The 20,284-nt window shown below is 63.3% G+C and carries 21 protein-coding genes; 16 read left to right on the plus strand and 5 right to left on the minus strand.

The window, feature by feature from the left end; genetic code table 11:
• Positions 1 to 21 precede the first annotated feature (21 nt).
• Positions 22 to 930 (minus strand): LysR family transcriptional regulator, encoded by a 909-nt coding sequence (locus FIV02_RS02210; protein ID WP_152487662.1) that lies wholly within the window; start codon positions 928 to 930, stop codon positions 22 to 24.
• A 111-nt stretch (positions 931 to 1,041) separates the two neighbouring features.
• On the opposite strand from FIV02_RS02210, the gene FIV02_RS02215 reads away from it, so the two are divergent.
• The 7 genes from FIV02_RS02215 to fba all read left to right on the plus strand — a co-directional run bounded on the left by FIV02_RS02215 (position 1,042) and on the right by fba (position 8,515).
• Positions 1,042 to 2,196 carry a TDT family transporter gene (locus FIV02_RS02215; protein WP_134676163.1) on the plus strand — a complete coding sequence of 385 codons (1,155 nt, stop codon included), beginning with the start codon at positions 1,042 to 1,044 and terminating at the stop codon, positions 2,194 to 2,196.
• A gap of 99 nt (positions 2,197 to 2,295) precedes the next feature.
• Positions 2,296 to 4,296 carry a transketolase gene (gene tkt, locus FIV02_RS02220; protein ID WP_037050084.1) on the plus strand — a complete coding sequence of 667 codons (2,001 nt, stop codon included), beginning with the start codon at positions 2,296 to 2,298 and terminating at the stop codon, positions 4,294 to 4,296.
• Positions 4,297 to 4,414: 118 nt separating this feature from the next.
• Entirely contained in the window at positions 4,415 to 5,482 is a 1,068-nt protein-coding gene (epd, locus tag FIV02_RS02225; protein WP_037050082.1) for an erythrose-4-phosphate dehydrogenase, read from the plus strand.
• 4 nt (positions 5,483 to 5,486) lie between these two features.
• Complete coding sequence (locus tag FIV02_RS02230; protein ID WP_152487663.1) at positions 5,487 to 6,647, plus strand: phosphoglycerate kinase; 1,161 nt, start codon at positions 5,487 to 5,489, stop codon at positions 6,645 to 6,647.
• 118 nt (positions 6,648 to 6,765) lie between these two features.
• A complete protein-coding gene (locus FIV02_RS02235; protein ID WP_047586104.1) occupies positions 6,766 to 6,951 on the plus strand; it encodes a hypothetical protein in 186 nt (61 codons plus the stop codon).
• A 12-nt stretch (positions 6,952 to 6,963) separates the two neighbouring features.
• Positions 6,964 to 7,290 carry an MliC family protein gene (locus FIV02_RS02240; protein ID WP_152487664.1) on the plus strand — a complete coding sequence of 109 codons (327 nt, stop codon included), beginning with the start codon at positions 6,964 to 6,966 and terminating at the stop codon, positions 7,288 to 7,290.
• Between the two features lie 160 nt (positions 7,291 to 7,450).
• Positions 7,451 to 8,515, plus strand: a complete 1,065-nt coding sequence (fba, locus tag FIV02_RS02245; protein WP_037050072.1) for a class II fructose-bisphosphate aldolase — start codon at positions 7,451 to 7,453, stop codon at positions 8,513 to 8,515.
• Between the two features lie 86 nt (positions 8,516 to 8,601).
• Here fba and FIV02_RS02250 read toward each other — a convergent pair whose 3' ends face one another.
• Positions 8,602 to 9,285, minus strand: coding sequence for a polysaccharide lyase family 7 protein (locus FIV02_RS02250; RefSeq protein ID WP_037050069.1), 684 nt, complete (start codon positions 9,283 to 9,285; stop codon positions 8,602 to 8,604).
• A 345-nt stretch (positions 9,286 to 9,630) separates the two neighbouring features.
• On the opposite strand from FIV02_RS02250, the gene FIV02_RS02255 reads away from it, so the two are divergent.
• From FIV02_RS02255 to FIV02_RS02265, 3 genes are read left to right on the plus strand one after another with little or no spacing between them, the layout of a single operon-like run.
• Positions 9,631 to 10,098: a hypothetical protein gene (locus FIV02_RS02255; RefSeq protein ID WP_134676160.1), complete on the plus strand. Its 468-nt coding sequence runs from the start codon at positions 9,631 to 9,633 to the stop codon at positions 10,096 to 10,098.
• A gap of 13 nt (positions 10,099 to 10,111) precedes the next feature.
• Positions 10,112 to 11,212 carry a PQQ-dependent sugar dehydrogenase gene (locus tag FIV02_RS02260; RefSeq protein WP_152487665.1) on the plus strand — a complete coding sequence of 367 codons (1,101 nt, stop codon included), beginning with the start codon at positions 10,112 to 10,114 and terminating at the stop codon, positions 11,210 to 11,212.
• 30 nt (positions 11,213 to 11,242) lie between these two features.
• Positions 11,243 to 11,749 carry a YgjP-like metallopeptidase domain-containing protein gene (locus FIV02_RS02265; RefSeq protein ID WP_172979121.1) on the plus strand — a complete coding sequence of 169 codons (507 nt, stop codon included), beginning with the start codon at positions 11,243 to 11,245 and terminating at the stop codon, positions 11,747 to 11,749.
• Between the two features lie 8 nt (positions 11,750 to 11,757).
• Here FIV02_RS02265 and FIV02_RS02270 read toward each other — a convergent pair whose 3' ends face one another.
• The 3 genes from FIV02_RS02270 to FIV02_RS02280 all read right to left on the minus strand — a co-directional run bounded on the left by FIV02_RS02270 (position 11,758) and on the right by FIV02_RS02280 (position 13,015).
• Entirely contained in the window at positions 11,758 to 11,991 is a 234-nt protein-coding gene (locus tag FIV02_RS02270) for a DUF2789 domain-containing protein (RefSeq protein WP_152487667.1), read from the minus strand.
• Between the two features lie 64 nt (positions 11,992 to 12,055).
• Positions 12,056 to 12,538, minus strand: coding sequence for a GreA/GreB family elongation factor (locus FIV02_RS02275; RefSeq protein ID WP_152487668.1), 483 nt, complete (start codon positions 12,536 to 12,538; stop codon positions 12,056 to 12,058).
• A 123-nt stretch (positions 12,539 to 12,661) separates the two neighbouring features.
• On the minus strand, positions 12,662 to 13,015 hold the full coding sequence (locus FIV02_RS02280) for a response regulator transcription factor (protein ID WP_152487669.1): 354 nt from the start codon (positions 13,013 to 13,015) through the stop codon (positions 12,662 to 12,664).
• A 379-nt stretch (positions 13,016 to 13,394) separates the two neighbouring features.
• On the opposite strand from FIV02_RS02280, the gene FIV02_RS02285 reads away from it, so the two are divergent.
• The 6 genes from FIV02_RS02285 to FIV02_RS02310 all read left to right on the plus strand — a co-directional run bounded on the left by FIV02_RS02285 (position 13,395) and on the right by FIV02_RS02310 (position 20,282).
• Positions 13,395 to 14,111 (plus strand): response regulator transcription factor, encoded by a 717-nt coding sequence (locus tag FIV02_RS02285; protein WP_152487670.1) that lies wholly within the window; start codon positions 13,395 to 13,397, stop codon positions 14,109 to 14,111.
• 371 nt (positions 14,112 to 14,482) lie between these two features.
• Positions 14,483 to 15,007 carry a fimbrial protein gene (locus FIV02_RS02290; RefSeq protein ID WP_152487671.1) on the plus strand — a complete coding sequence of 175 codons (525 nt, stop codon included), beginning with the start codon at positions 14,483 to 14,485 and terminating at the stop codon, positions 15,005 to 15,007.
• A 97-nt stretch (positions 15,008 to 15,104) separates the two neighbouring features.
• Entirely contained in the window at positions 15,105 to 15,884 is a 780-nt protein-coding gene (locus FIV02_RS02295; protein ID WP_152487672.1) for a molecular chaperone, read from the plus strand.
• 64 nt (positions 15,885 to 15,948) lie between these two features.
• Positions 15,949 to 18,375, plus strand: a complete 2,427-nt coding sequence (locus tag FIV02_RS02300) for a fimbria/pilus outer membrane usher protein (protein ID WP_172979122.1) — start codon at positions 15,949 to 15,951, stop codon at positions 18,373 to 18,375.
• Positions 18,372 to 19,361: a fimbrial protein gene (locus tag FIV02_RS02305; RefSeq protein WP_152487674.1), complete on the plus strand. Its 990-nt coding sequence runs from the start codon at positions 18,372 to 18,374 to the stop codon at positions 19,359 to 19,361. The genes FIV02_RS02300 and FIV02_RS02305 overlap by 4 nt, the downstream gene beginning before the upstream one ends.
• Before the next feature lie 246 nt (positions 19,362 to 19,607).
• Entirely contained in the window at positions 19,608 to 20,282 is a 675-nt protein-coding gene (locus tag FIV02_RS02310; protein WP_218571697.1) for a response regulator transcription factor, read from the plus strand.
• Positions 20,283 to 20,284: the final 2 nt, after the last annotated feature.

Genomic DNA, 20,284 nt, shown 5'->3' on the forward strand with positions numbered 1-20,284 from the left:
TTTCATACAGCAACAGCAATATCAAAATATTTTGATATTGCTGTCCGGTTGCTCCGTGGCGCCGCTCAAGGCCAGGAAGGCCGCGGGTGCCGGGCTCAGGCTGGCGCCCTGGCGCCAGAGTACGTGCAGGTCGCGCTCGATCTGCAGGTCCTGCACCTGGAGGTGGCGCAATTCGCCGCTGGCCAACTCGCGCTCGACGATGCGCTGCGACAGCCAGGCGATGCCCTGGCCGTCGGCGAGCAGGCGCTTCAGGGCCTCGGTGCTGCCGATGGCCATGCTGGCCTCGGGCTCCAGGCCATGGGCGCGATAGGCCTGCTCGATGCTGACCCGCGCGCCGGAGCCGGGTTCGCGCATGTACAGCGGGTAGCGCTGCAGCATGCGTGCGGCCAGTCGACCGCTGCTGGCCAGTGGGTGATGTGGCGCCACGACTGGCAGCAGGGCGTCGCGCGCCAGCAGCCGGTGGGCGTAGTCGCTGCGGACGAACGGCCCTTCGACGAAACCCAGGCTGACCAGGCCCTCGTCCAGCTGACGGGTCACCACGTCCGTGTTGCTCACCTCCAGGCTGACGAAGATCTGCGGGTGCAGGGTGCGGAAGCGGCTGATCAGCGATGGCAGCAGGTAGGAGCCGAGCGTGGCGCTGGCGCCCAGGTTCAGTTCGCCCTGGCCGAGCTGGGCGAAGTCGCGCAGGTCGCGCTCTGCGGCGCGCTCCAGATTGAAGATGCGCTGGGCATAGTCGAGCAGGCGCCGGCCCCCCTCGGTCAGTTGCACGCCGCGTGGCTGGCGGTCGAACAGGCGCAGGTCGAGGCTGGCTTCGAGGTCGCGTATCTCGCGGGTGACCGCTGGCTGGCTGATGTGCAGACGCTCGGCGCCCGCGCTGATGCTGCCGGCTTCGGCGACGGCGAGGAACACCTTGAGATGGTGGAGGTTCATGGCATATCCATGCATTAAGGGTATGTCACGGATGCTGAATATGTATTTTTCATATGGCAAGCTGGTTCTTAACCTTGTCGGCGTCACTCATGTCACGGGACCGCCCGATTCATGTCGCGCCCTTTCAGTCGTTTACCCGAACCGCTCGCCTTCATTCGTCACTTCACGCCCAACTGGTTCGCCATGACCATGGGCACCGGCGTTCTGGCGCTGGTGCTCGCCCATCTGCCCTGGCATCTGCCGGGCCTGGTCATGCTGGCGGAGGGGCTGTGGTTTTTCGCCGTCGGCCTGTTCGTCCTCTTCAGCCTGTTGTTCCTGCTGCGTCTGGCGCTGTTCCGCGACACGCTCTGGCCCATGCTGCTGCATCCGGTGCAGTCGATGTTTCTCGGCGCCATCCCCATGGGCATGGCGGTGCTGATCAAGGGGCTGCTGCTGTTCGGCGTGCCGCGCTGGGGCGAGGGCGTCTATGCGCTGGCGCATGCGTTGTGGTGGCTGGACGCGGCGCTGGCATTGCTCGGTGCGCTGCTTGTGCCCTATCTCATGTTCACCCGTCAGCATCATGCGCTGGAGAAACTCACCGCAGTCTGGCTGCTACCGATCGTCGCACCCGAGGTGGCGGCCAGCGCGGCGGGCGCCCTGGCCCCACATCTTTCCGCCGCCGCCGCGCAGCAACTGCTGGCGGCCGGCTTCGTGCTCTGGGGGATGTCGCTGTCGCTGGCCTTCTCGCTGATCACGCTGGTGCTGCTGCGCCTGGCGCTGCACAAACTGCCGGATACCGACTTCGCTGCCACCAGCTGGTTACCGCTGGGCCCGCTGGCCACCGGCTGCCTGGGCCTGCTCAGCATGGGGCAGGCGGCGCCGCTGGCGTTCGCCGGCACGCCCCTGGCCGGCGCCGCGGAGCTGGCGCGTGACCTCGGCCTGGTCGGCGGCCTGGCGTTGTGGGGCGCGGGTCTGTGGTGGCTGGTGATCGCCACGCTCTTCACCCGTCACTACATTCGCGACAACATGCCGTTCAATCTCGGCTGGTGGGGGTTCACCTTCCCGCTGGGGGTGTTCGCCCTGGCCACCTTCGAGCTGCAGGCGCTGACGGGCCTGGCCTTCTTCAGCTTCGCCGGTGTGGTGCTGGCCCTGCAGTTGCTGGGCGTGTGGTGCCTGGTATTCAGTCGCACACTGGCCGGCGTCTGGCATGGCGAGCTGTTCCAGGCGCCTTGCCTGGGTGGGCCGGGCAGCCCTGCGGTGGGGGTTCTCAGCGAACGCGTCGGCTGAGTCGACGGATCTACGACCATCTGTCATTGCCCCGCGGGGTGCGGCTGGGCGAAAATAGCCGCCTTTTTCCGTGAACAGCCCCCCGCAGGAGATTCAGCGATGCCCAGCCGTCGTGAGCGAGCCAATGCCATTCGTGCCCTCAGCATGGATGCCGTGCAGAAAGCCAACAGCGGCCACCCCGGTGCCCCCATGGGCATGGCGGATATCGCCGAAGTGCTGTGGCGCGACTTTCTGAAGCACAACCCGCAGAACCCGAACTTCGCCGATCGTGACCGCTTCGTGCTGTCCAACGGCCATGGTTCGATGCTGATCTACTCGCTGCTGCACCTGACCGGCTACGACCTGTCGATCGACGATCTGAAGAACTTCCGTCAGCTGCACAGCCGCACTCCGGGCCACCCGGAATACGGCTACACCCCAGGTGTGGAAACCACCACCGGCCCGCTCGGCCAGGGCATCGCCAACGCCGTCGGCTTTGCCATCGCCGAGAAAGTGCTGGGCGCGCAGTTCAACCGTGACGGTCACACCATCGTCGACCACAACACCTATGTGTTCCTCGGCGACGGCTGCATGATGGAAGGCATCAGCCATGAAGTCTGCTCGCTGGCCGGCACCCTCGGTCTGGGCAAGCTGGTCGCGTTCTATGACGACAACGGCATCTCCATCGACGGTGAGGTCGAAGGCTGGTTCACCGACGACACGCCGAAGCGTTTCGAGGCCTATGGCTGGCAGGTGATCCGCAATGTCGACGGTCACGACGCCGAAGAGATCAAGATGGCCATCGAGACCGCGCGCAAGAGCGTGGACCAGCCGACCCTGATCTGCTGCAAGACCACCATCGGTTTCGGTTCGCCGAACAAGGGCGGCAAGGAAGAGTGCCACGGTGCGCCGCTGGGCAATGACGAAATCGCCCTGACCCGCGCCAACCTGGGCTGGAACCACGGCCCGTTCGAAGTGCCGGCCGAGATCTACGCCGAGTGGGACGCCAAGGCCGCCGGTGCCGCCGCCGAAGCCGCCTGGAACGAGAAGTTCGCCGCCTACGCCGCCGCCTTCCCCGAGCTGGCTGCCGAGTTCAAGCGCCGCATCGCTGGCGAGCTGCCGGCCGACTTCGCCGAGAAGGCCGCCGCCTATGTGCGTGAAGTGGCCGAGAAGGGCGAGACCATCGCCAGCCGCAAGGCCAGCCAGAATGCACTGAATGCCTTCGGCCCGCTGCTGCCGGAATTCCTCGGTGGCTCGGCTGACCTGGCCGGCTCCAACCTGACCCTGTGGAAGGGCTGCAAGGGCGTGTCCGCCGAGGACGCTTCCGGCAACTACATGTTCTATGGCGTGCGCGAGTTCGGCATGAGCGCGATCATGAACGGTGTCGCCCTGCACGGCGGCTTCGTGCCCTATGGCGCGACCTTCCTGATCTTCATGGAATACGCCCGCAACGCCGTGCGCATGTCCGCACTGATGAAGCAGCGCGTGCTGTACGTGTTCACCCACGACTCCATCGGTCTTGGTGAAGACGGCCCGACCCACCAGCCGATCGAGCAGCTGGCCAGCCTGCGTGGCACGCCGAACCTCGACACCTGGCGCCCGGCCGATGCGGTCGAGTCCGCCGTGGCCTGGAAACACGCCATCGAACGCGCCGACGGCCCAAGTGCCCTGGTGTTCAGTCGCCAGAACCTGCCGCACCAGGCGCGTGATGCCCAGCAGCTGGCCGACGTCGCGCGCGGCGGCTACGTGCTCAAGGACAGCGCTGGCGAGCCGGAACTGATCCTCGTTGCCACCGGCTCGGAAGTCGGTCTGGCCATGCAGGCTGCCGCCAAGCTCGAAGAGAAGGGCCGCAAGGTGCGCGTGGTGTCGATGCCGTCGACCAGCGTGTTCGACCAGCAGGATGCTGCCTACAAGCAGTCCGTGCTGCCGGTCGAGGTGGGGGCGCGTATCGCCATCGAGGCCTCGCATGCCGACTACTGGTACAAGTACGTGGGCCTGGAAGGCCGCATCATCGGCATGACCACCTTCGGTGAGTCGGCGCCGGCTGCCGCCCTGTTCGAAGAGTTCGGCTTCACCGTCGACAACGTCGTTGCCACGGCTGAAGAGCTGCTCGACGCCTGAACCGCTGACTTCCCTCCGCCGCATGCGGGGGGCTGAGGGGAGAGGGTCGCGTTGTCGCTCTCTCCTCGGCCCTCTCCAGTGAATGGCAGAGGGAGTCGCCACGTTATCGAGATCGCCCATGTCCAATCGCCCTTTTCGCGTCGCCCTCAACGGCTACGGCCGCATCGGTCGCTGCGTGCTGCGCGCGCTGCATGAGCGCGGCGATGGGGCGAGCCTGGAAATCGTCGCCCTCAATGACCTGGCCGATCAGGCCAGCATCGAGTACCTGACCCGTTTCGACTCCACTCATGGGCGTTTCCCGGGTGAGGTGAAGGTCGACGGCGACTGCCTGCACATCAACGGCGATTGCGTGAAGGTGTTGCGCCAGAGCGAGCCGGAAGCGATCGACTGGGCCGCGCTGGATATCGACCTGCTGCTGGAGTGCTCCGGGCAGTACGTCACCCGCAGCGAGGCGCAGCGTTTCATCGCTGCCGGTGCGCCGCGCGTGCTGCTGTCGCAGCCGATGGCCGGCGAGGCGGATATCGACGCCACCATCGTCTACGGGGTCAACCAGGATGGCCTCGATGGCAGCGAGCGCCTGGTGTCCAATGCGTCCTGCACCACCAACTGCGGCGTGCCGCTGCTGAAACTTCTCGACGAGGTGGTGGGTCTGGAGTACGTCTCCATTACCACCATCCACTCGGCGATGAACGATCAGCCCGTTATCGATGCCTACCACCACGAAGACCTGCGCCGCACGCGCTCGGCCTTCCAGTCGGTGATCCCGGTGTCCACCGGCCTGGCGCGCGGTATCGAGCGTCTGCTGCCGGAGCTGGCCGGGCGCATCCAGGCCAAGGCCATCCGTGTGCCGACGGTCAACGTGTCCTGTCTCGACATCACCCTGCAGACCGCGCGCGACACCTCCGCCGAGGAAATCAACCGCGTGCTGCGCCAGGCGGCGGAAAGCGGCCCGCTCAAGGGACTGCTGGCGTATACCGAGCTGCCGCATGCCAGCTGCGACTTCAACCATGACCCGCATTCGGCCATCGTCGACGGCAGCCAGACCCGCGTGTCCGGCCCGCGTCTGGTCAACCTGCTGGCCTGGTTCGACAACGAGTGGGGTTTCGCCAACCGCATGCTCGATGTCGCCGAACATTTTCTTGCTGTATCCACCTCCTCTGTACAACCAGCCCCCGTGAAGGACTGATGCCATGACCGTTCTGAAGATGACCGACCTCGACCTCGCCGGTAAGCGCGTGCTGATCCGCGAAGACCTCAACGTCCCGGTGAAGGATGGCGTGGTCAAGAGCGACGCGCGCATCCTCGCTTCCCTGCCGACCATCAAGCTGGCGCTGGAAAAAGGCGCGGCCGTGCTGGTCTGCTCGCACCTGGGCCGTCCGGAAGAGGGCGTCTACAGCGAAGAAGACAGCCTGGCACCGGTAGCGGCCTACCTGAGCAAGGCGCTCGGCCGCGACGTGCCGCTGGTCAAGGACTACCTCGGCGGTGTCGAGGTCAAGGCTGGCGAACTGGTGCTGCTGGAGAACGTGCGTTTCAACAAGGGCGAGAAGAAGAACGCCGACGAACTGGCCCAGCAGTACGCGGCCCTGTGCGACGTGTTCGTGATGGATGCCTTCGGCACCGCCCACCGCGCCCAGGGCTCGACCCATGGCGTGGCCAAGTTCGCCAAGGTCGCCTGTGCCGGCCCGCTGCTGGCGGCCGAGCTGGACGCCCTGGGCAAGGCCCTGGACAAGCCGGCCCGCCCGATGCTGGCCATCGTCGCCGGTTCCAAGGTGTCGACCAAGCTGGACGTGCTCAACTCCCTGGCCGATATCTGCGACTCGCTGATCGTCGGCGGCGGCATCGCCAACACCTTCCTCGCCGCTGCAGGCCTGCCAGTGGGCAAGTCGCTGTACGAGGCCGACCTGGTCGACACCGCCAAGGCCATCGCCGCCAAGGTCAGCGTGCCGCTGCCGGTCGACGTGGTGGTGGCCAAGGCCTTCGCCGAAGATGCCGAGGCCACGGTCAAGGCCGTCGCCGACGTGAGCGAGGACGACATGATCCTCGACATCGGTCCGCAGACCGCCGCGCAGTTCGCCGAGATGCTCAAGGCTTCGCAGACCATCCTGTGGAACGGCCCGGTCGGCGTGTTCGAGTTCGACCAGTTCGGTAACGGCACCAAGGCCCTGGCCCTGGCCATCGCCGACAGCGCAGCGTTCTCCATCGCCGGTGGTGGTGACACCCTGGCGGCTATCGACAAGTACGGCGTGGCCGAGAAAATCTCCTACATTTCTACTGGTGGTGGCGCCTTCCTCGAGTTCGTCGAGGGCAAGGTCCTGCCGGCCGTCGAGGTCCTGGAGCAGCGCGCGAAGTAACAGCGCGCGAAGTAACAGCGTGCCAGGGTGAAGGAAGTCACTCTTTGCCCTGGCGGATAAAACCCTGGCGTGATCGGGCGGTCTGTACAAGCAGTACCCTCGAACAAGGAGTCATGCCATGGACAAGTTAGCCGCCCTGGGTGTCATCGGTATTTTGCTGGCAGGTTGTGCCGGCGGTGGTCGGGAAACTGCGTGCGAGGTGTTCAGCCCCGCGCAGATCGAGACGCCGACGACCCAGGATGACCAGCGAATCGAAGAGAACAGTGGCCGGCCTACAGGTCCGGCAGCGGAACAGCGTTGCTGACGAGGGAGAGCAATGATCGCAATCAGACTGGCGGGATTCGCCGCCATCACCTTGCTGCTCGCGGCGTGCAACAGCCAGCCGGCGGCGCCGGATCAGTGGAATCGCTGGGTCTGCGATAGCCAGGCCGTGGTGCTGTGGCGTTTCGCCAATGGCAGTTTCGATCAGGTGGACGTGCGCCTGGGCGGTGGTGACATCGTTCATCGCCTGACCCAGGAGCCGGCGGCATCCGGCGCGCTCTACAGCGATGGGCGCCTGTCCTTCCACACCAAGGGCGAGGAAGGCCTGGTCTACTGGACCGCGAACGACGACCTGATCGGGCGCGGCTGCAGGGCGCAATAAAGCAGCGGCGAGCTTCGAGCCGCAAGTCAAGGCGATGCTCTGCCCAGGTTTTCTTGCAGCTAGAGGCTCGTAGCTTTTGGCTATGTTCCAAGCTTGAACCGAGCCTGCCCCTGCGGCAGGCTTGTACACTTAAACAAACCCATATCGGGAGCTTCAAAAGATGGCACTTATCAGCATGCGCCAGATGCTCGACCACGCCGCCGAATTCGGCTACGGCGTGCCGGCCTTCAACGTCAACAACCTCGAGCAGATGCGCGCCATCATGGAAGCCGCCGACAAGACCGATTCGCCGGTCATCGTCCAGGCGTCCGCTGGTGCCCGCAAATACGCCGGTGCGCCGTTCCTGCGCCACCTGATCCTGGCTGCCATCGAAGAGTTCCCGCACATCCCGGTGTGCATGCACCAGGATCACGGCACCAGCCCTGACGTCTGCCAGCGCTCGATCCAGCTGGGCTTCTCCTCGGTGATGATGGACGGCTCGCTGAAAGAAGACGGCAAGACGCCGGCCGACTACGAGTACAACGTCCGCGTGACCCAGCAGACCGTGGCATTCGCCCACGCCTGCGGTGTGTCCGTGGAAGGTGAGCTGGGTTGCCTGGGCAGCCTGGAAACCGGCATGGCGGGTGAAGAAGACGGCGTTGGCGCCGAAGGCGTGCTGGATCACAGCCAGCTGCTGACCGACCCGGAAGAGGCCGCCGACTTCGTCAAGAAGACTCAGGTCGACGCCCTGGCCATCGCCATCGGTACCAGCCACGGCGCCTACAAGTTCACCAAGCCGCCAACCGGTGACGTGCTGTCGATCGAGCGCATCAAGGAAATCCACAAGCGCATCCCCAACACCCACCTGGTGATGCACGGTTCCTCGTCCGTTCCGCAGGAATGGCTGAAGGTGATCAACGAATTCGGCGGCGACATCAAGGAAACCTACGGTGTGCCGGTCGAGGAAATCGTCGAGGGCATCAAGCACGGCGTGCGCAAGGTCAACATCGACACCGACCTGCGTCTGGCCTCCACCGGTGCCATGCGCCGCATGATGGCCGAGCACCCGAGCGAGTTCGACCCGCGCAAGTTCTTCGCCAAGACCATCGTCGCCATGCGTGATATCTGCATCGCCCGCTACGAAGCCTTCGGCACCGCTGGCAATGCCTCCAAGATCAAGCCGGTCTCCCTGGAAGGCATGTTCCAGCGCTACGCCAGTGGCGAGCTGAACGCCAAGGTCAACTGATCGGCGACGGGCATTAGCCCATCACGTTCAGCCGAAAGCCGCGACCGCGCAAGCGTCGCGGCTTTTTATTGCCTGGCGTTCGTCGCTCAGGGCGTGTTGCTGCCGAGTGCGCGGTGCTCGATGCTCAGCTGGTCGAAACGCGCGGCCCCCGCCTCCGTCTCGTAGCCGGTGTTGTCCTGGGTGTAGACACCGGCCTTGAAGTACAACGGCTTGGTGGCCCAGCTGGGGTCGACCCGCGTGCTCCAGTCGATCTGGTCGAGGCGGATCGCCAGCGTGCCGTCCGCCTTCAGGTTGAGGGTGTAGTGAAAGGGCTGGCCCAGGACGATGCCGCTGGCGATGGTCACGACCTGGATCTCGGCGTCCGGTGTCATGCGCACTTTCGCCACGATGTTGCCGCTACCTGCCCAGGCCTTGTACTGGTACTCCAGCTTGAGCATCGGCATCGAGCTCTTGTAAGCGTGGATCTGGCCGATGACGATCTTGCCGGTCGAGGGCACCTGGCTGACGCTCAGCGCCGCGCGCAGGAAATGCTCCGCCCCCGGATAGGTCCAGTTGCGCACGCTGCCATCGGCGTGCGTCTCGCGCAGTTCGCTACGCGGATACTTGGCACTGATGGTGGTGGTGCCGTTGACCGGTGACCAGAAGAAGATCGCGCCATCGCGGGACTGGAAATAGTGGTCCTGATAACCACCGGCGAGGACCGGCGTATCGATGGTGGTGGCGGGAACCCCGACAGGAATGCTGAGGTTCCACACGGCGAGTTCGATCATGCTCAAAGCTCCTTGATGATGGGAACTTCAGTCGGGTGCACATCTCGTCCAGGAGTCAGTAACGCGTTACTTGGCGTTCCAGCGGGTGACACGCGAGCTAGAAGGTGGCAGCTCTGCCTGCCGTGTGCGCGGGCTGCGCTTGCGGCGCGATCTATAGCGGCACCCCTGTCTGTAGCGTGAGTGCCGCTCGTCGATTAATTGGCGTCAATATATGGTTGCCTCTGGATGGCGACAGGTCTCGCCATCCAGTCGGGCGCATCAGGTAAAACCCTGTAAAACACCCAGGCCGATGCAACGGGCGGCCTACGCCATAATTCGGGCACTGCCGTTCCGGAAACCTCGTTCATGCCGCGCCTGCTGCTCGCTTTCGTCCTCGCCGTGCTGCTGACCAGCGCCTTTGCCTCGATCTTTCAGACGCAGAGCAATCTCGCGGCCCTGCAAGCGCTGGGGGCGCCCGTGCCGCTCGATGTGCGCCTCGGCACCACCTGTCTGGATCTGCTCGGTTTTGCCCCCACTTTCGCACTGCTGGCAGGGCTGGGTTTTGTCGTCGCCCTGCCGCTTTCGCTCTGGCTGGCGCGGCGCCTGCCATCGTTGCGCTGGGCCATTCTCGTCGTGGCAGGCGCCACTGCGATCTGGCTGGCGCTGGCCCTGGCCAACACGCTGGCGCCCATGCCGACGCTGATCGCCGCTGATCGCCATCCCCTGGGAACCCTGGCCCTGATGGCCTGCGGCAGTGCCGGTGCGTTGCTGTTCGGCCTGCTGGGCCGGCGGGTGCGCTACCGGACGCAGCCGACTACCTCCGATACTCAGTGACAAGGCGCTGCCCATGTTGAACACCTTCCGCGTGCTGGCGCTCGGCGCCTTGTTCGCCAGCGCACCGCTGGCCGCGCACGATTACCGCATCGAAACCTTCAGCCAAGGGCTGGAGCACCCCTGGTCGATGGCGTTCCTGCCGGATGGCCGCCTGCTGGTCACCGAGCGCGTCGGCCGCCTCCGTATCGTCGAGGCCGATGGCCGGCTCGACCCCGAGCCGGTAGCGGGCGTGCCCGAGGGGTTCATCGCCGCCCAGGCCGGCTTGATGGAGGTGGCGCTGGATCCGGACTACAGCGACAACCGCTGGCTTTACCTGACCCACGCCCAGGGTTCGCTGGAGGCCAACAACACGCGCCTGATACGTGCGCGCCTGGTGGATGGCGAGTTGCAGGATCTCGAGGTGCTGTTTACCGCCCAGCCGCTCAAGGCGGGCGCCGCGCACTATGGCGGGCGCATCGCCTTCCTGGCGGACAAGACGCTGGTGCTGACCCTCGGTGATGGTTTCGACTGGCGTGAACAGGCGCAGAATCCCGCCAACCACCTCGGCAAGATCGTGCGCCTGAACCGTGACGGCAGTGTGCCGCAGGACAATCCGTTGCTCGGGCAGCAGGGTGCGGCGCCGGAGATCTACAGCCTGGGCCATCGCAATGTGCAGGGCATCTTCTTCGACGCCGAGCAGGGGCGCCTGTACAGTCACGAGCACGGTCCTCGCGGCGGCGACGAGCTCAATCTGATCGAGCCGGGCGGCAACTACGGCTGGCCGCTGGCGACCTTCGGTGTCGACTACACCGGCGCCAGGGTCAGCCCCTACACCGAGCTGCCGGGGCTGGTCGCACCGCTGCTGCACTGGACGCCCTCGGTCGCGCCATCGAGCCTGATGCTCTACCGCGGTGAGTTGTTTCCCGACTGGCAGGGAGACCTGTTCGCCTCGACCCTGGCCGAGCGCAGCGTACGGCGCATCCGCCTGCGCGATGGCATGCTGGCTGGCGAGGAGGTGCTGTTCGAGGAACTGGGCGAGCGTATCCGCGATGTCCGCAGCGGGCCCGACGGGGCGCTCTACTTGCTGACCGACAACCCACAGGGGCGGATACTGCGCGTACTGCCGAGCGAATAGGCGGGCATCCGTTACACTGGTGCTCCAGTCATGTGTGGGGCGGCATCATTGAAGTATCTACAGGGTTATCCGGTCGAGTTGCAGCAGCAGGTCCGCCAGCTGATCGCCGATGACCGCCTGGGCGGCTACCTGGCGCAGCGTTATCCCGGACGCCATGACGTGCAGAGCGACAAGGCGCTCTACGGTTATGTGATGGCGCTGAAGCAGGAGCACCTGAAGAACGCGCCCGGCATCGACAAGGTGCTCTATGACAATCGCCTCGATCTCACCCATCGCGCGCTGGGGCTGCATACGGCGATCTCGCGGGTGCAGGGCGGCAAGCTCAAGGCCAAGAAGGAAATCCGCGTGGCCTCGCTGTTTCGCGATGCCGCACCAGTCTTCCTGCAGATGATCGTGGTGCATGAGCTGGCGCATCTGAAGGAGGCCGAGCACAACAAGGCCTTCTACAAACTCTGCGACTACATGCTGCCCGGCTACGCGCAGATCGAGTTCGACCTGCGCATGTACCTGACCTGGCGCGAGATGAGCGGCGCCTAGTTCATGCGTCAGCCGCGCAGGCGCACGTTCAACTGATCGACTACCTCTGCCCAGTCGGCGTCTTCGAGGATCTCCTCGCGCAGGAAGGCCGCCTGTGCCGGGGTCCAGAACGAGGCGTCCGCCAGCTTGCGCTCAGCGGGGAGTGGCGCGTGGGTCCTGATGAAGGCGTCGATGCTGGCGCTGTCGTCGGCCAGACCGAGTTGTTTGAACAGCGAAGACAGGTCGTGAACAGGCGGTTCCATGCTGAGCTCCCGGACGGTGGTGGCTATAAGGTTCTCTACCAACCCTAGCCCAGATAGTTCCCCGTCACTCGACGCTCAGCACCTCGAAATCCTGTGCCGCGCCGGCCATCGGTACGCTGATCTGGTCGCCCGGAACCTTGCCCAGCAAGGCACGGCCCAGTGGCGCGGCGCTGCCGAGCACCTGAATCGTCTGGCCGGCATGCTGCAGCTTCATGCTGGCGCCCTGGGGGCCGAGAAACAGCCAGCGCACCTGGTCATGCGCATCGAGCAGCTGGACCAGTGCCCCCAGTTCGACGCCCTGGTTCTCGTCGAAGGGTCGCAGGCGCAACTGACGCCAGGTGATCAGCGTCTGACGCAGCTCCTCGACACGGCGAGCCTGGCCACTGGCGAGATAGGCTGCTTCGAGGCCCAGGGTGTCGTACTTGTTCTCGGCGACATTCTCTTCATGGGTAGCCGTTTCGTGGGCGCTCAGCGCCGCCTGGTGAGCCTGCTCCAGATCAGCCTGCAGGTGAGTGAGCACCTGTTGCAGTAATAGGGTCTTGTCCATGGTCGATGTCGAGTCGGGGGAGGCGTTCGGTTGGCCGATTGTAGGGCTTATCGGCCCCGCTGCCGCATCGCGGATCATGTTTCGCTGAAGAAAATGGCGCCGTCGCCTTGCCTGGCGTGCTGCTCAGTCCGCGTAGGCAGGCTGGCAGCGGTTGATCAGGCACTGCAGTTCGCGAATGCCGGTGATGATCGAGACGAAGCTGACGACGGGAGGCGTTTCGACTGCCAGGTGGTCGACCAGTCGATTGCCGCTCAGGGCCTGCTCGAGCTGCCGAGCCTTGCCGTTGCGGCGGATGTGCGGGGCAATCAGGATCAGATCGAAGCGCTGCTTGATGGAGTCGGCCAACGGCAGGGCATCGACCAGCGAGTCGATGGTGGTCACGCGAAAGTAGCCCAGCCGGTTCAGTGCATGTTCCAGGCCCCGGGCTGTCGCAGGTTTCTCGCTGATAAGCAGAATGCGTAGTTTCTTTTCGATCATTTGGGCATTCCGGTCTTTTCTGGCCAAAGTTTGCTCTGCACTTGTTCGACTGCCGTCGTAACCTGTCAGCGGGTTACTGTGAGTTCGTCCCGGTGGTATATGGCACGGGTAGCTACAGGTACTTGTTGTTCCCGGTTATAGATGGGGGTGGGTGCTGCTCTTGTTTCGGAAGTTCATGGCAGGAGCTAGGACTAATAGCTAAGGCAAAACCTATAGGTCGATAGGCTGTTGCCTATAAGTCAATTAAATGCGATTTAATAATACGGTAGTGATATTGTTCGGTGCCTGCTTGTAACACTATCTCAGGTTCTAGGGTGAATCCGAGTACGCCCTGGCGATAAGGTGAGTGGCGCTGTTTTAAGAATAATAGGGGGCGTCCATGAGGATAGCTGTCTTGGATGATGAAGAGATCTGTCTGGATCGGGCATTGAAGGTTATCAGTAGCTATTCCAGGGCGAGTGGTTTCGACTGGACGGTGCACGGCTTCAGTTCGGGAGAAGACCTGCTGCGGCGCCTCAAGCGCGAGAACTTCGACCTGCTGATCATCGACTGGTACCTATCGGGCATGAGCGGCTACGCCTTGTTGTGCTGGGTGCAGGAGCACCTTGAGGTACCACCTCCGGTCATTGTGCTGACTGGCGGCAGTTCAGAGGGAGACATCGTCAAGGCCATTAACGCTGGCGCCGAGGACTTCATCCACAAGCCGTTCAGCGAATACGAACTGCACGCACGCATTCTGGTGGTGAATCGCCGCCGTATCCAGGCCGCTGAGGGCCAGGTCCGCCGCTTTCATGTCTACTTCGACCTGCTGTTCGATGACGCCGGGCGCACCGTGACACGTGACTGCAGTGCTACGTTGCTGACCGAGCGGGAGTACTACGTGGCGCGTTGCCTGATGGAAAACCTCGGTCGCTCGCTGTCGCGCTCGTATCTCTATGACCGTTTCTGGCCGCAGGGCGAGCGCTACTCTTCGCGCCCTCTGGACACCATGATCTACCGCCTGCGCAGCAAACTGAAGCTGTCGCCCGAATACGGCTGGTGCTTGGCCTCTATCTATGGCTACGGCTATCGCCTTGAGCGGGTTGAGCCGCTCTGAGTGCGTTCGGCATTGATTCTTCGCCTGTCTTGTCTATTCGCTGAAAACCACTTCACCCTTGGCATATGTGCCGCAATTCTTATGTGCGGTTCATGCGGATAAACTGCTCGAAACAATATTGTTTTTTCTTCTTGGGTTGGCTTGTCGTACTTGCGCTTTCAATGGAAGTCGTTGTGGCATGAATTGTCAGTGGGCATCGTTCGTCATAGGGGTGGTCCTATTGGCTTCCTCAAAATAAGTTAAATCCTATTGTTATTTTGGGCCTATTCCTATGTTCTGGTTTTGAGCGTTCTGGGACTATTTATCGGCTGTGGGAAAATATGTCTTATTACAATAGTTGTTGGTTTGTGACTGCATAAGTGGAGGAAGTTATGAACGCTCTTACCACGCTCAAAGCTGCTCTTGCGTTGGCTTTGGGTGTAACTGCCCAGGGAGTACTTGCCAAGGATGGTACGGTTAACTTCAGTGGGTCGATCATCGACGCGCCTTGCTCGATCATGGGTGGGGACGCGAATCAGACCGTAGATCTAGGCCAGATTTCCAACTCCGTATTGGCTGCTGGCGGCGTCGGTACTCGCTCTCCGCTCGTTGACTTCACCATCAAGCTGACGGGCTGTGGCGTTGTGGCCAAGACGGCACGTGTGACCTTCGCCGCAACGGCTGATCCGGCCAACGCTACCCTGCTGGCGGTCACTGGAGGTGCGACGGGTGTCGGTATTCAGATTTCAACTGGCGGAGGGCGGCAGGTTGTAAACCCTGGAGCGGCCTCACAGAACTTCCAGCTACGTCAGGGTGATAACGAGCTGCAGTTCCAGGCGGCCTATGTTTCCACAAGCACTCAGGTTCGGCCGGGGGCTGCCAATGCGATGGCCCAGTTCACGGTGAGCTACCAATAAAAACTCTGCTATCTCCGGCGTCGCCAGGCGCCGGAGTTTTGTTGCGCGTGGGCTTTTTCACTGACCGGCTGTCGCGCGCTACCGTTCGGGAGGACGTATGTTTTCTCTCAATGGCTTGGTCGTCTGTAGATCGTTGCGGGCTGCTGTGCTCATGCTGTTTTGCGCGTCGGCTGATGCGGCCGTGCAACTGGGCGCCACACGGCTGATCTTTCTGGAGAGCAATCACGAGGCCGCGCTCGCGATCAAGAACGAGGGTGACCGTCCCTACGTGGTGCAGGCCTGGGTGGACGATGGAGAGGGGCATACCAAGACGCCGTTCCTGCTGGTGCCGCCGTTGTCCCGTATTGATCCGAATGTCGAGAACATGTTGCGTGTGATGCGGGTACTGGATGACCTGCCGCAAGATCGCGAGTCGGTGTTCTGGATCAACGTCAAGGAGATTCCGGAGAAGGTGCAGCAGGATAACGTGCTGCAACTGGCTATCCGCACGCGGATCAAGCTGTTCTATCGTCCTGCAGCACTTGGCGGTAATCGTGCCGAGGAGGCGCGCAAGGAGCTGAAGTGGTCCGTGCTGGCTGATCGCGACGGTGGCGCGGTGCTGCGTGTGGAAAATCCCACGCCGTATCATGTGACCTTCGGTGTGATGCGGGTCCGCCCTGGTACGGAGAACATCGCGCCGGACATGGTCCCTCCCTATCAGATGCGCGAGTACCCGCTGACGTCGATTCGCGCGCCACAGGCCGTCAGCGTGGAATTCGCCGTCATCAATGACTATGGCGGCCTTTCGGAAAAGGAGCGCGTCGAAGTGCCCTTGGAGCGTGAGCCGGTGCGGATCGATCCTCGCTCCTCGATCAGTTCAAAAAACCGAGCCTTCTGAGGTGCGCGCGGTTCGGCAGGGCCCCTTGGGCCGTTGCTTGTGTGCCTGGGCGTTGTTGGGTGCAGTGCTCGTCCATGCTGCTGAGCCCGTTGCCACGGTGTTCAATGAAGCGTTTCTTGAGCTGGGCGGTGGTCCGGCGGATGTTGACCTGTCGATGTTCGCCTTCGGTAGCCGGGTGCTGGCGGGTGAGTACCGAGTCGATGTGCTGCGCAACGATGTCCTGCTGGGACGATTCACGGTCCGCTTCGTCGAGCGTGAGGCAGGGAGCGACGCCCGGCCTTGCCTGAGTGCCGAGCAGTTGGGTGAGTGGGGCTTGAACCTGGCGGCCTTACCTGCCGTGAGTACGACGCCGCAGGAAACCTGTATCGATCTGGAGGCGCAGCTTGCCGAGGCCCGGGTCGATTACGATGCGGCTGCGCAGCGTCTGCGTTTGAGCATTCCGCAGGCGGCGCTGTCGCGCAAGGCGCGGGGGACGATCGATCCCCGCCTTTGGGACCAGGGGATGAACGCGGCCCTGTTCGATTACCAGTTGAGTCTGGCGCGCAATGATGAGGGGCGTGCAGGGGGCGGATCGAGCAACACGCTGTTCGGCCGTCTGCATGGTGGGCTCAATCTGGGCAGTTGGCGCCTGCGTCAGCAATTCACCTATAACCGTGATCGTCTCGGTCAGCGCAGCTGGCAGGACGGGCGCACTTATGCCCAGCGGGATATCCAGGCGCTGGGTGGCCAGTTGCTGGTGGGCGACGGTAACACCCTGGGAGAGTTGTTCGACGGCTTTCAGTTTCGCGGTGTACAGCTCAGCTCGGACGAGGCGATGCTGCCGGATAGCCTGCGCGCCTACGCCCCGACTGTCCGCGGCGTGGCGCAGAGCAACGCGCGTGTGGTCGTACGACAGAATGGCTTCATCATCTACAGCACCTACGTCGCACCTGGGCAGTTCACTTTGGACGACCTCTATCCGGCTGCCAACGGTGGCGATCTGGAGGTCACCATTCTGGAGGCCGACGGCCGCCAGGTTCGCTATACGCAGGCGTTCTCTTCGGTGCCGACACTGTTGCGCGAGGGGCGCTGGCGCTATGAACTGAGTGCTGGTGAGTACCGTACCGGCTATGAGGATGAACGGCTGCGCCCCTACTTCTTTCAGGGCACCCTGGCGCGTGGGTTGTCTGGTGACTTCTCGTTGTATGGTGGTGTGCTGCTAGGGCAGGGCTACCAGGCGGGGCTGCTGGGGGTGGGCAAGAACATGCTGGGTTTCGGGGCGCTGTCCCTTGACCTGTCGGACGCTCGCACGCGTAGTGACCAGGGGCACCTCTCCGGACAGTCGCTACGGCTGCTCTACGCCAAGACGCTGGAACGTACGGACACGACTTTTCGCGTGGCCGGTTACCGCTATTCGACCCCTGGCTTTCGCAGCTTTCCCGAGGCGGTGCAGATGCAGGCGCTGGAGAGCAATGAGCTGCCGTTCCTCGACCGGCGCAGCGAACTGCAGGTCGACCTGTCGCAGTCTATGGGGCGTTGGGGGGTATTGTTCTTCTCAGCACGGCAGCAGCGTTACTGGGGCAGCGGCGGCCAGGAGCGTTTCGTGCAACTGGGGGTTTCCGGTAGCTACCGGCAGCTCAGCTACAACCTCTACTACAACCAGTACCGCACGCCGTTCGCTGCTCCAGAGCGCCAGTTGATGCTGTCTTTGAGCATACCGCTGGGTTCTTCCGGCGCCTCGGGTATGTACTCGGTGTCTCGTGGTAGTGACCAGCGCTTGTATCAGCAGGCCAGTCTCTTCGGCAATACCCTCGATGACCGCAACCTCGACTACGGCGTGACCGTCGATCGTTCCGACGAACAAGGCTCCAGGGGTAGCCTCAACCTGGGTTACCGGGGGCGCTATGGGCGGGTCGATCTGGGGCACAGCCAAGGCGAGGGTTATGAACAGACCAACCTGGGATTGTCCGGTGGGATGGTCGCGCATGCCGATGGCCTCACATTGTCTCAACCGCTGGGGGAGACTATAGCGCTGGTGCGGGTACCTGATGCCGAGGGTCTGGCGCTGCAGTCCCAGGTGGGCGTGCGCACAGACGGGAGCGGCTATGCGGTCGTCCCGAGCCTGACGCCCTACCGCAGCAACCGCCTGGCGCTGTCGTTGAACGGGCTGGGGGGGAATGTCGAGGTGCTGACGGCCGTCCAGGAGGTAGTGCCGACCCGTGGCGCCGTGGTGCTGGCGCCGTTCGAGGCCCGCAGTGGCTACCGGTTGATGCTGCAGTTGAGCGATGCACAGGGAGAACCCTTGCCCTTTGGGGCGCGGATTGCAGACACCAGTGGTCAGGAGCTGGGCCTGGTTGGCCCCGAGGGGTTGGCCTATGTCGCGGGGGCCGCACCTGCGGGTGAGCTGAGCGTGAGCTGGGGCGCCGGGGCTGCGAGCTGTACCGTGGCCTACCGCGTGTCGCAGGAGACGCTGCAGACGCCGATCAGAAACTTGAAGGAGACCTGCCGATGATCGCGCCGCTGTTTACACACTCTCTTTTTCGCTTGCTATGGCTGACGGCGCTCGTAAGTGTTGCGCCACTTGCCCATGCAACCTGTCTATGGGAGCGCGGTTTCGACCAGGGTGTCTATGCCTTCAACTTCCCCACGCCGATCACGGTGCCTGCAGGACCGCTCCAGATCGGTCAAGTTCTCGCGGAGTCGAGACAGCCGGTCAGGTCCCCGTTCTATCTATTGAGATGCCTGCTGGGCAAGGGTTACGCCTCAGGGACCTTCGTCGCCGAGAGTTCGAGCACAATGTTGCCCGGCGTATACCGGACCCACGTCCAGGGGGTCGGTTATCGAGTCAGCCTGCAACCGGAGGGACTCTATGCCGGAAGCGAATGGCAGCAGCCTATTCCTTTCCTGTTCACCGGGATGTTGACGGCGCAAGGCTGGAGAGAGCTCAAGCTCGAACTGGTGGCGACCAGCACTACGCTTGGTGCCGGCATGATTACGCCTGGCAACTATGCGAGCTTGCGCACCGCTGGTTATAACCGCTACCTGCAAGTCAACATCCAGTCCGCCTGGATTGCGCCTCCTCCCTCATCATGTCGCCTCTTCGGCAATCCTGATCAGACCGTTACGCTGGCGCCTGTGTCCCGCAACCGCTTTTCCGGGGTGGGTTCGACGCAAGGTGAGCAGTCATTCGACATCGTTCTGCAGTGTGAGAACGTCGTGAACGGTGTCGTCCGGCTGCGCATGGACGGAACGCCACACAGCTCCAACGCTCCCGGAGTGCTTGCGCTGACGTCGGGTGCTGCGGCAACGGGGGTGGGCTTGCAGTTACTCGACGGCACGACCAATGCGCCAGTGGAGCTCGGTCAGCCCAAGCAGCTGGCGGGGTTGACTCGCGGCCTGAACACCCTGCCTTACCGGGTGCGTTACTACCAGGCCTCTACACAGGTGGGTGCCGGTGCAGTGCTTGCCTCGGTGACCTTGACATTGACTTATCTGTGAGCGGCCAGCACTGGCGCGTCGCCAGGGGAGGGCGGGCAATTCTGAGATAACGTCACAAGATCAAAGAATGTATTTGCAAGTCATTATCATTGGGTGGCGCTGTCAATGCCACAGCGTGCGTTGCTATCGGCTTCTGCTGCGTCATGTTTGTGCGTGCTGGGTGCTCCGGCCGCCTGCTGAGGCATACGGGGCAAGCCTGCGACAGGGACTGTCATCAGAGATAGGGTTTATACAATGAACAATGAAATGATTCGCTTGCTGGTCGCGGACGACCATCCTGTTGTCTGTGCCGGTATAAGGCAGGCGCTGTTTGCCAGCCCCGGTGTTTCCATCGTGGACTCGGTGCAGGGGCCGGCGCGTTTGTTGGAGCGGCTCGAAGGCCATGACCAGGACTTCGATGTGCTGCTGTCGGGTTATATCCTCCCCGCCGCCGGGCACAGCGGTGGGTTGAGCCTGTTCCAGCTGATCCGGCGCAAGTATCCCAACCTCAATATCGTGGTGCTGACCATGCAGGAGAATCCGAGCATCCTCCATGCACTGGCTTCGTCGGGTATTTCCTGCATCCTCAGCAAGCGCGACCCACTCAGCCATCTGCTGCCGGCCATCCAGGGGGCGATGGCCAAGGGGCGCTACCTGTCACCGCGCATCGCCACGCTGATGAACAACAGCCCACGCAGGGCCGGCTTCGGTGTGCTGAGCCCGCGCGAACTGGAAGTGGTGCGCCTGTTCGTTTCGGGGCTGAAGGTCAACGAGATCGCCGAGCGCCTGCATCGCAGCAAGAAAACCATCAGTACGCAGAAGACTACCGCCATGCAGAAGCTGGGGCTGGAGCGCGACACCGAGCTGATCCGCTACTCCATCGAAATGGGGCTGCTCGAACACTGCATGCCGTTACAGCTGGAGGCGTGCGCCAAGGCCTGATC

Origin of the sequence: Pseudomonas sp. THAF187a (genome assembly GCF_009363395.1) — a bacterium.
Classification (GTDB): Bacteria; Pseudomonadota; Gammaproteobacteria; order Pseudomonadales; family Pseudomonadaceae; genus Aquipseudomonas; species Aquipseudomonas khazarica.

Coding starts and splice junctions, on each gene's coding strand:
- FIV02_RS02260 (WP_152487665.1), top strand. CDS start 10,112: ATGTTGAACACCTTCCGCGTGCTGGCGCTCGGCGCCTTGTTCGCCAGC.
- FIV02_RS02275 (WP_152487668.1), bottom strand. CDS start 12,538: ATGGACAAGACCCTATTACTGCAACAGGTGCTCACTCACCTGCAGGCT.
- FIV02_RS02235 (WP_047586104.1), top strand. CDS start 6,766: ATGGACAAGTTAGCCGCCCTGGGTGTCATCGGTATTTTGCTGGCAGGT.
- FIV02_RS02305 (WP_152487674.1), top strand. CDS start 18,372: ATGATCGCGCCGCTGTTTACACACTCTCTTTTTCGCTTGCTATGGCTG.
- FIV02_RS02270 (WP_152487667.1), bottom strand. CDS start 11,991: ATGGAACCGCCTGTTCACGACCTGTCTTCGCTGTTCAAACAACTCGGT.
- tkt (WP_037050084.1), top strand. CDS start 2,296: ATGCCCAGCCGTCGTGAGCGAGCCAATGCCATTCGTGCCCTCAGCATG.
- epd (WP_037050082.1), top strand. CDS start 4,415: ATGTCCAATCGCCCTTTTCGCGTCGCCCTCAACGGCTACGGCCGCATC.
- FIV02_RS02210 (WP_152487662.1), bottom strand. CDS start 930: ATGAACCTCCACCATCTCAAGGTGTTCCTCGCCGTCGCCGAAGCCGGC.
- FIV02_RS02265 (WP_172979121.1), top strand. CDS start 11,243: ATGTGTGGGGCGGCATCATTGAAGTATCTACAGGGTTATCCGGTCGAG.
- FIV02_RS02295 (WP_152487672.1), top strand. CDS start 15,105: ATGTTTTCTCTCAATGGCTTGGTCGTCTGTAGATCGTTGCGGGCTGCT.
- fba (WP_037050072.1), top strand. CDS start 7,451: ATGGCACTTATCAGCATGCGCCAGATGCTCGACCACGCCGCCGAATTC.
- FIV02_RS02250 (WP_037050069.1), bottom strand. CDS start 9,285: ATGATCGAACTCGCCGTGTGGAACCTCAGCATTCCTGTCGGGGTTCCC.
- FIV02_RS02215 (WP_134676163.1), top strand. CDS start 1,042: ATGTCGCGCCCTTTCAGTCGTTTACCCGAACCGCTCGCCTTCATTCGT.
- FIV02_RS02240 (WP_152487664.1), top strand. CDS start 6,964: ATGATCGCAATCAGACTGGCGGGATTCGCCGCCATCACCTTGCTGCTC.
- FIV02_RS02280 (WP_152487669.1), bottom strand. CDS start 13,015: ATGATCGAAAAGAAACTACGCATTCTGCTTATCAGCGAGAAACCTGCG.
- FIV02_RS02255 (WP_134676160.1), top strand. CDS start 9,631: ATGCCGCGCCTGCTGCTCGCTTTCGTCCTCGCCGTGCTGCTGACCAGC.
- FIV02_RS02230 (WP_152487663.1), top strand. CDS start 5,487: ATGACCGTTCTGAAGATGACCGACCTCGACCTCGCCGGTAAGCGCGTG.
- FIV02_RS02285 (WP_152487670.1), top strand. CDS start 13,395: ATGAGGATAGCTGTCTTGGATGATGAAGAGATCTGTCTGGATCGGGCA.
- FIV02_RS02310 (WP_218571697.1), top strand. CDS start 19,608: ATGATTCGCTTGCTGGTCGCGGACGACCATCCTGTTGTCTGTGCCGGT.
- FIV02_RS02290 (WP_152487671.1), top strand. CDS start 14,483: ATGAACGCTCTTACCACGCTCAAAGCTGCTCTTGCGTTGGCTTTGGGT.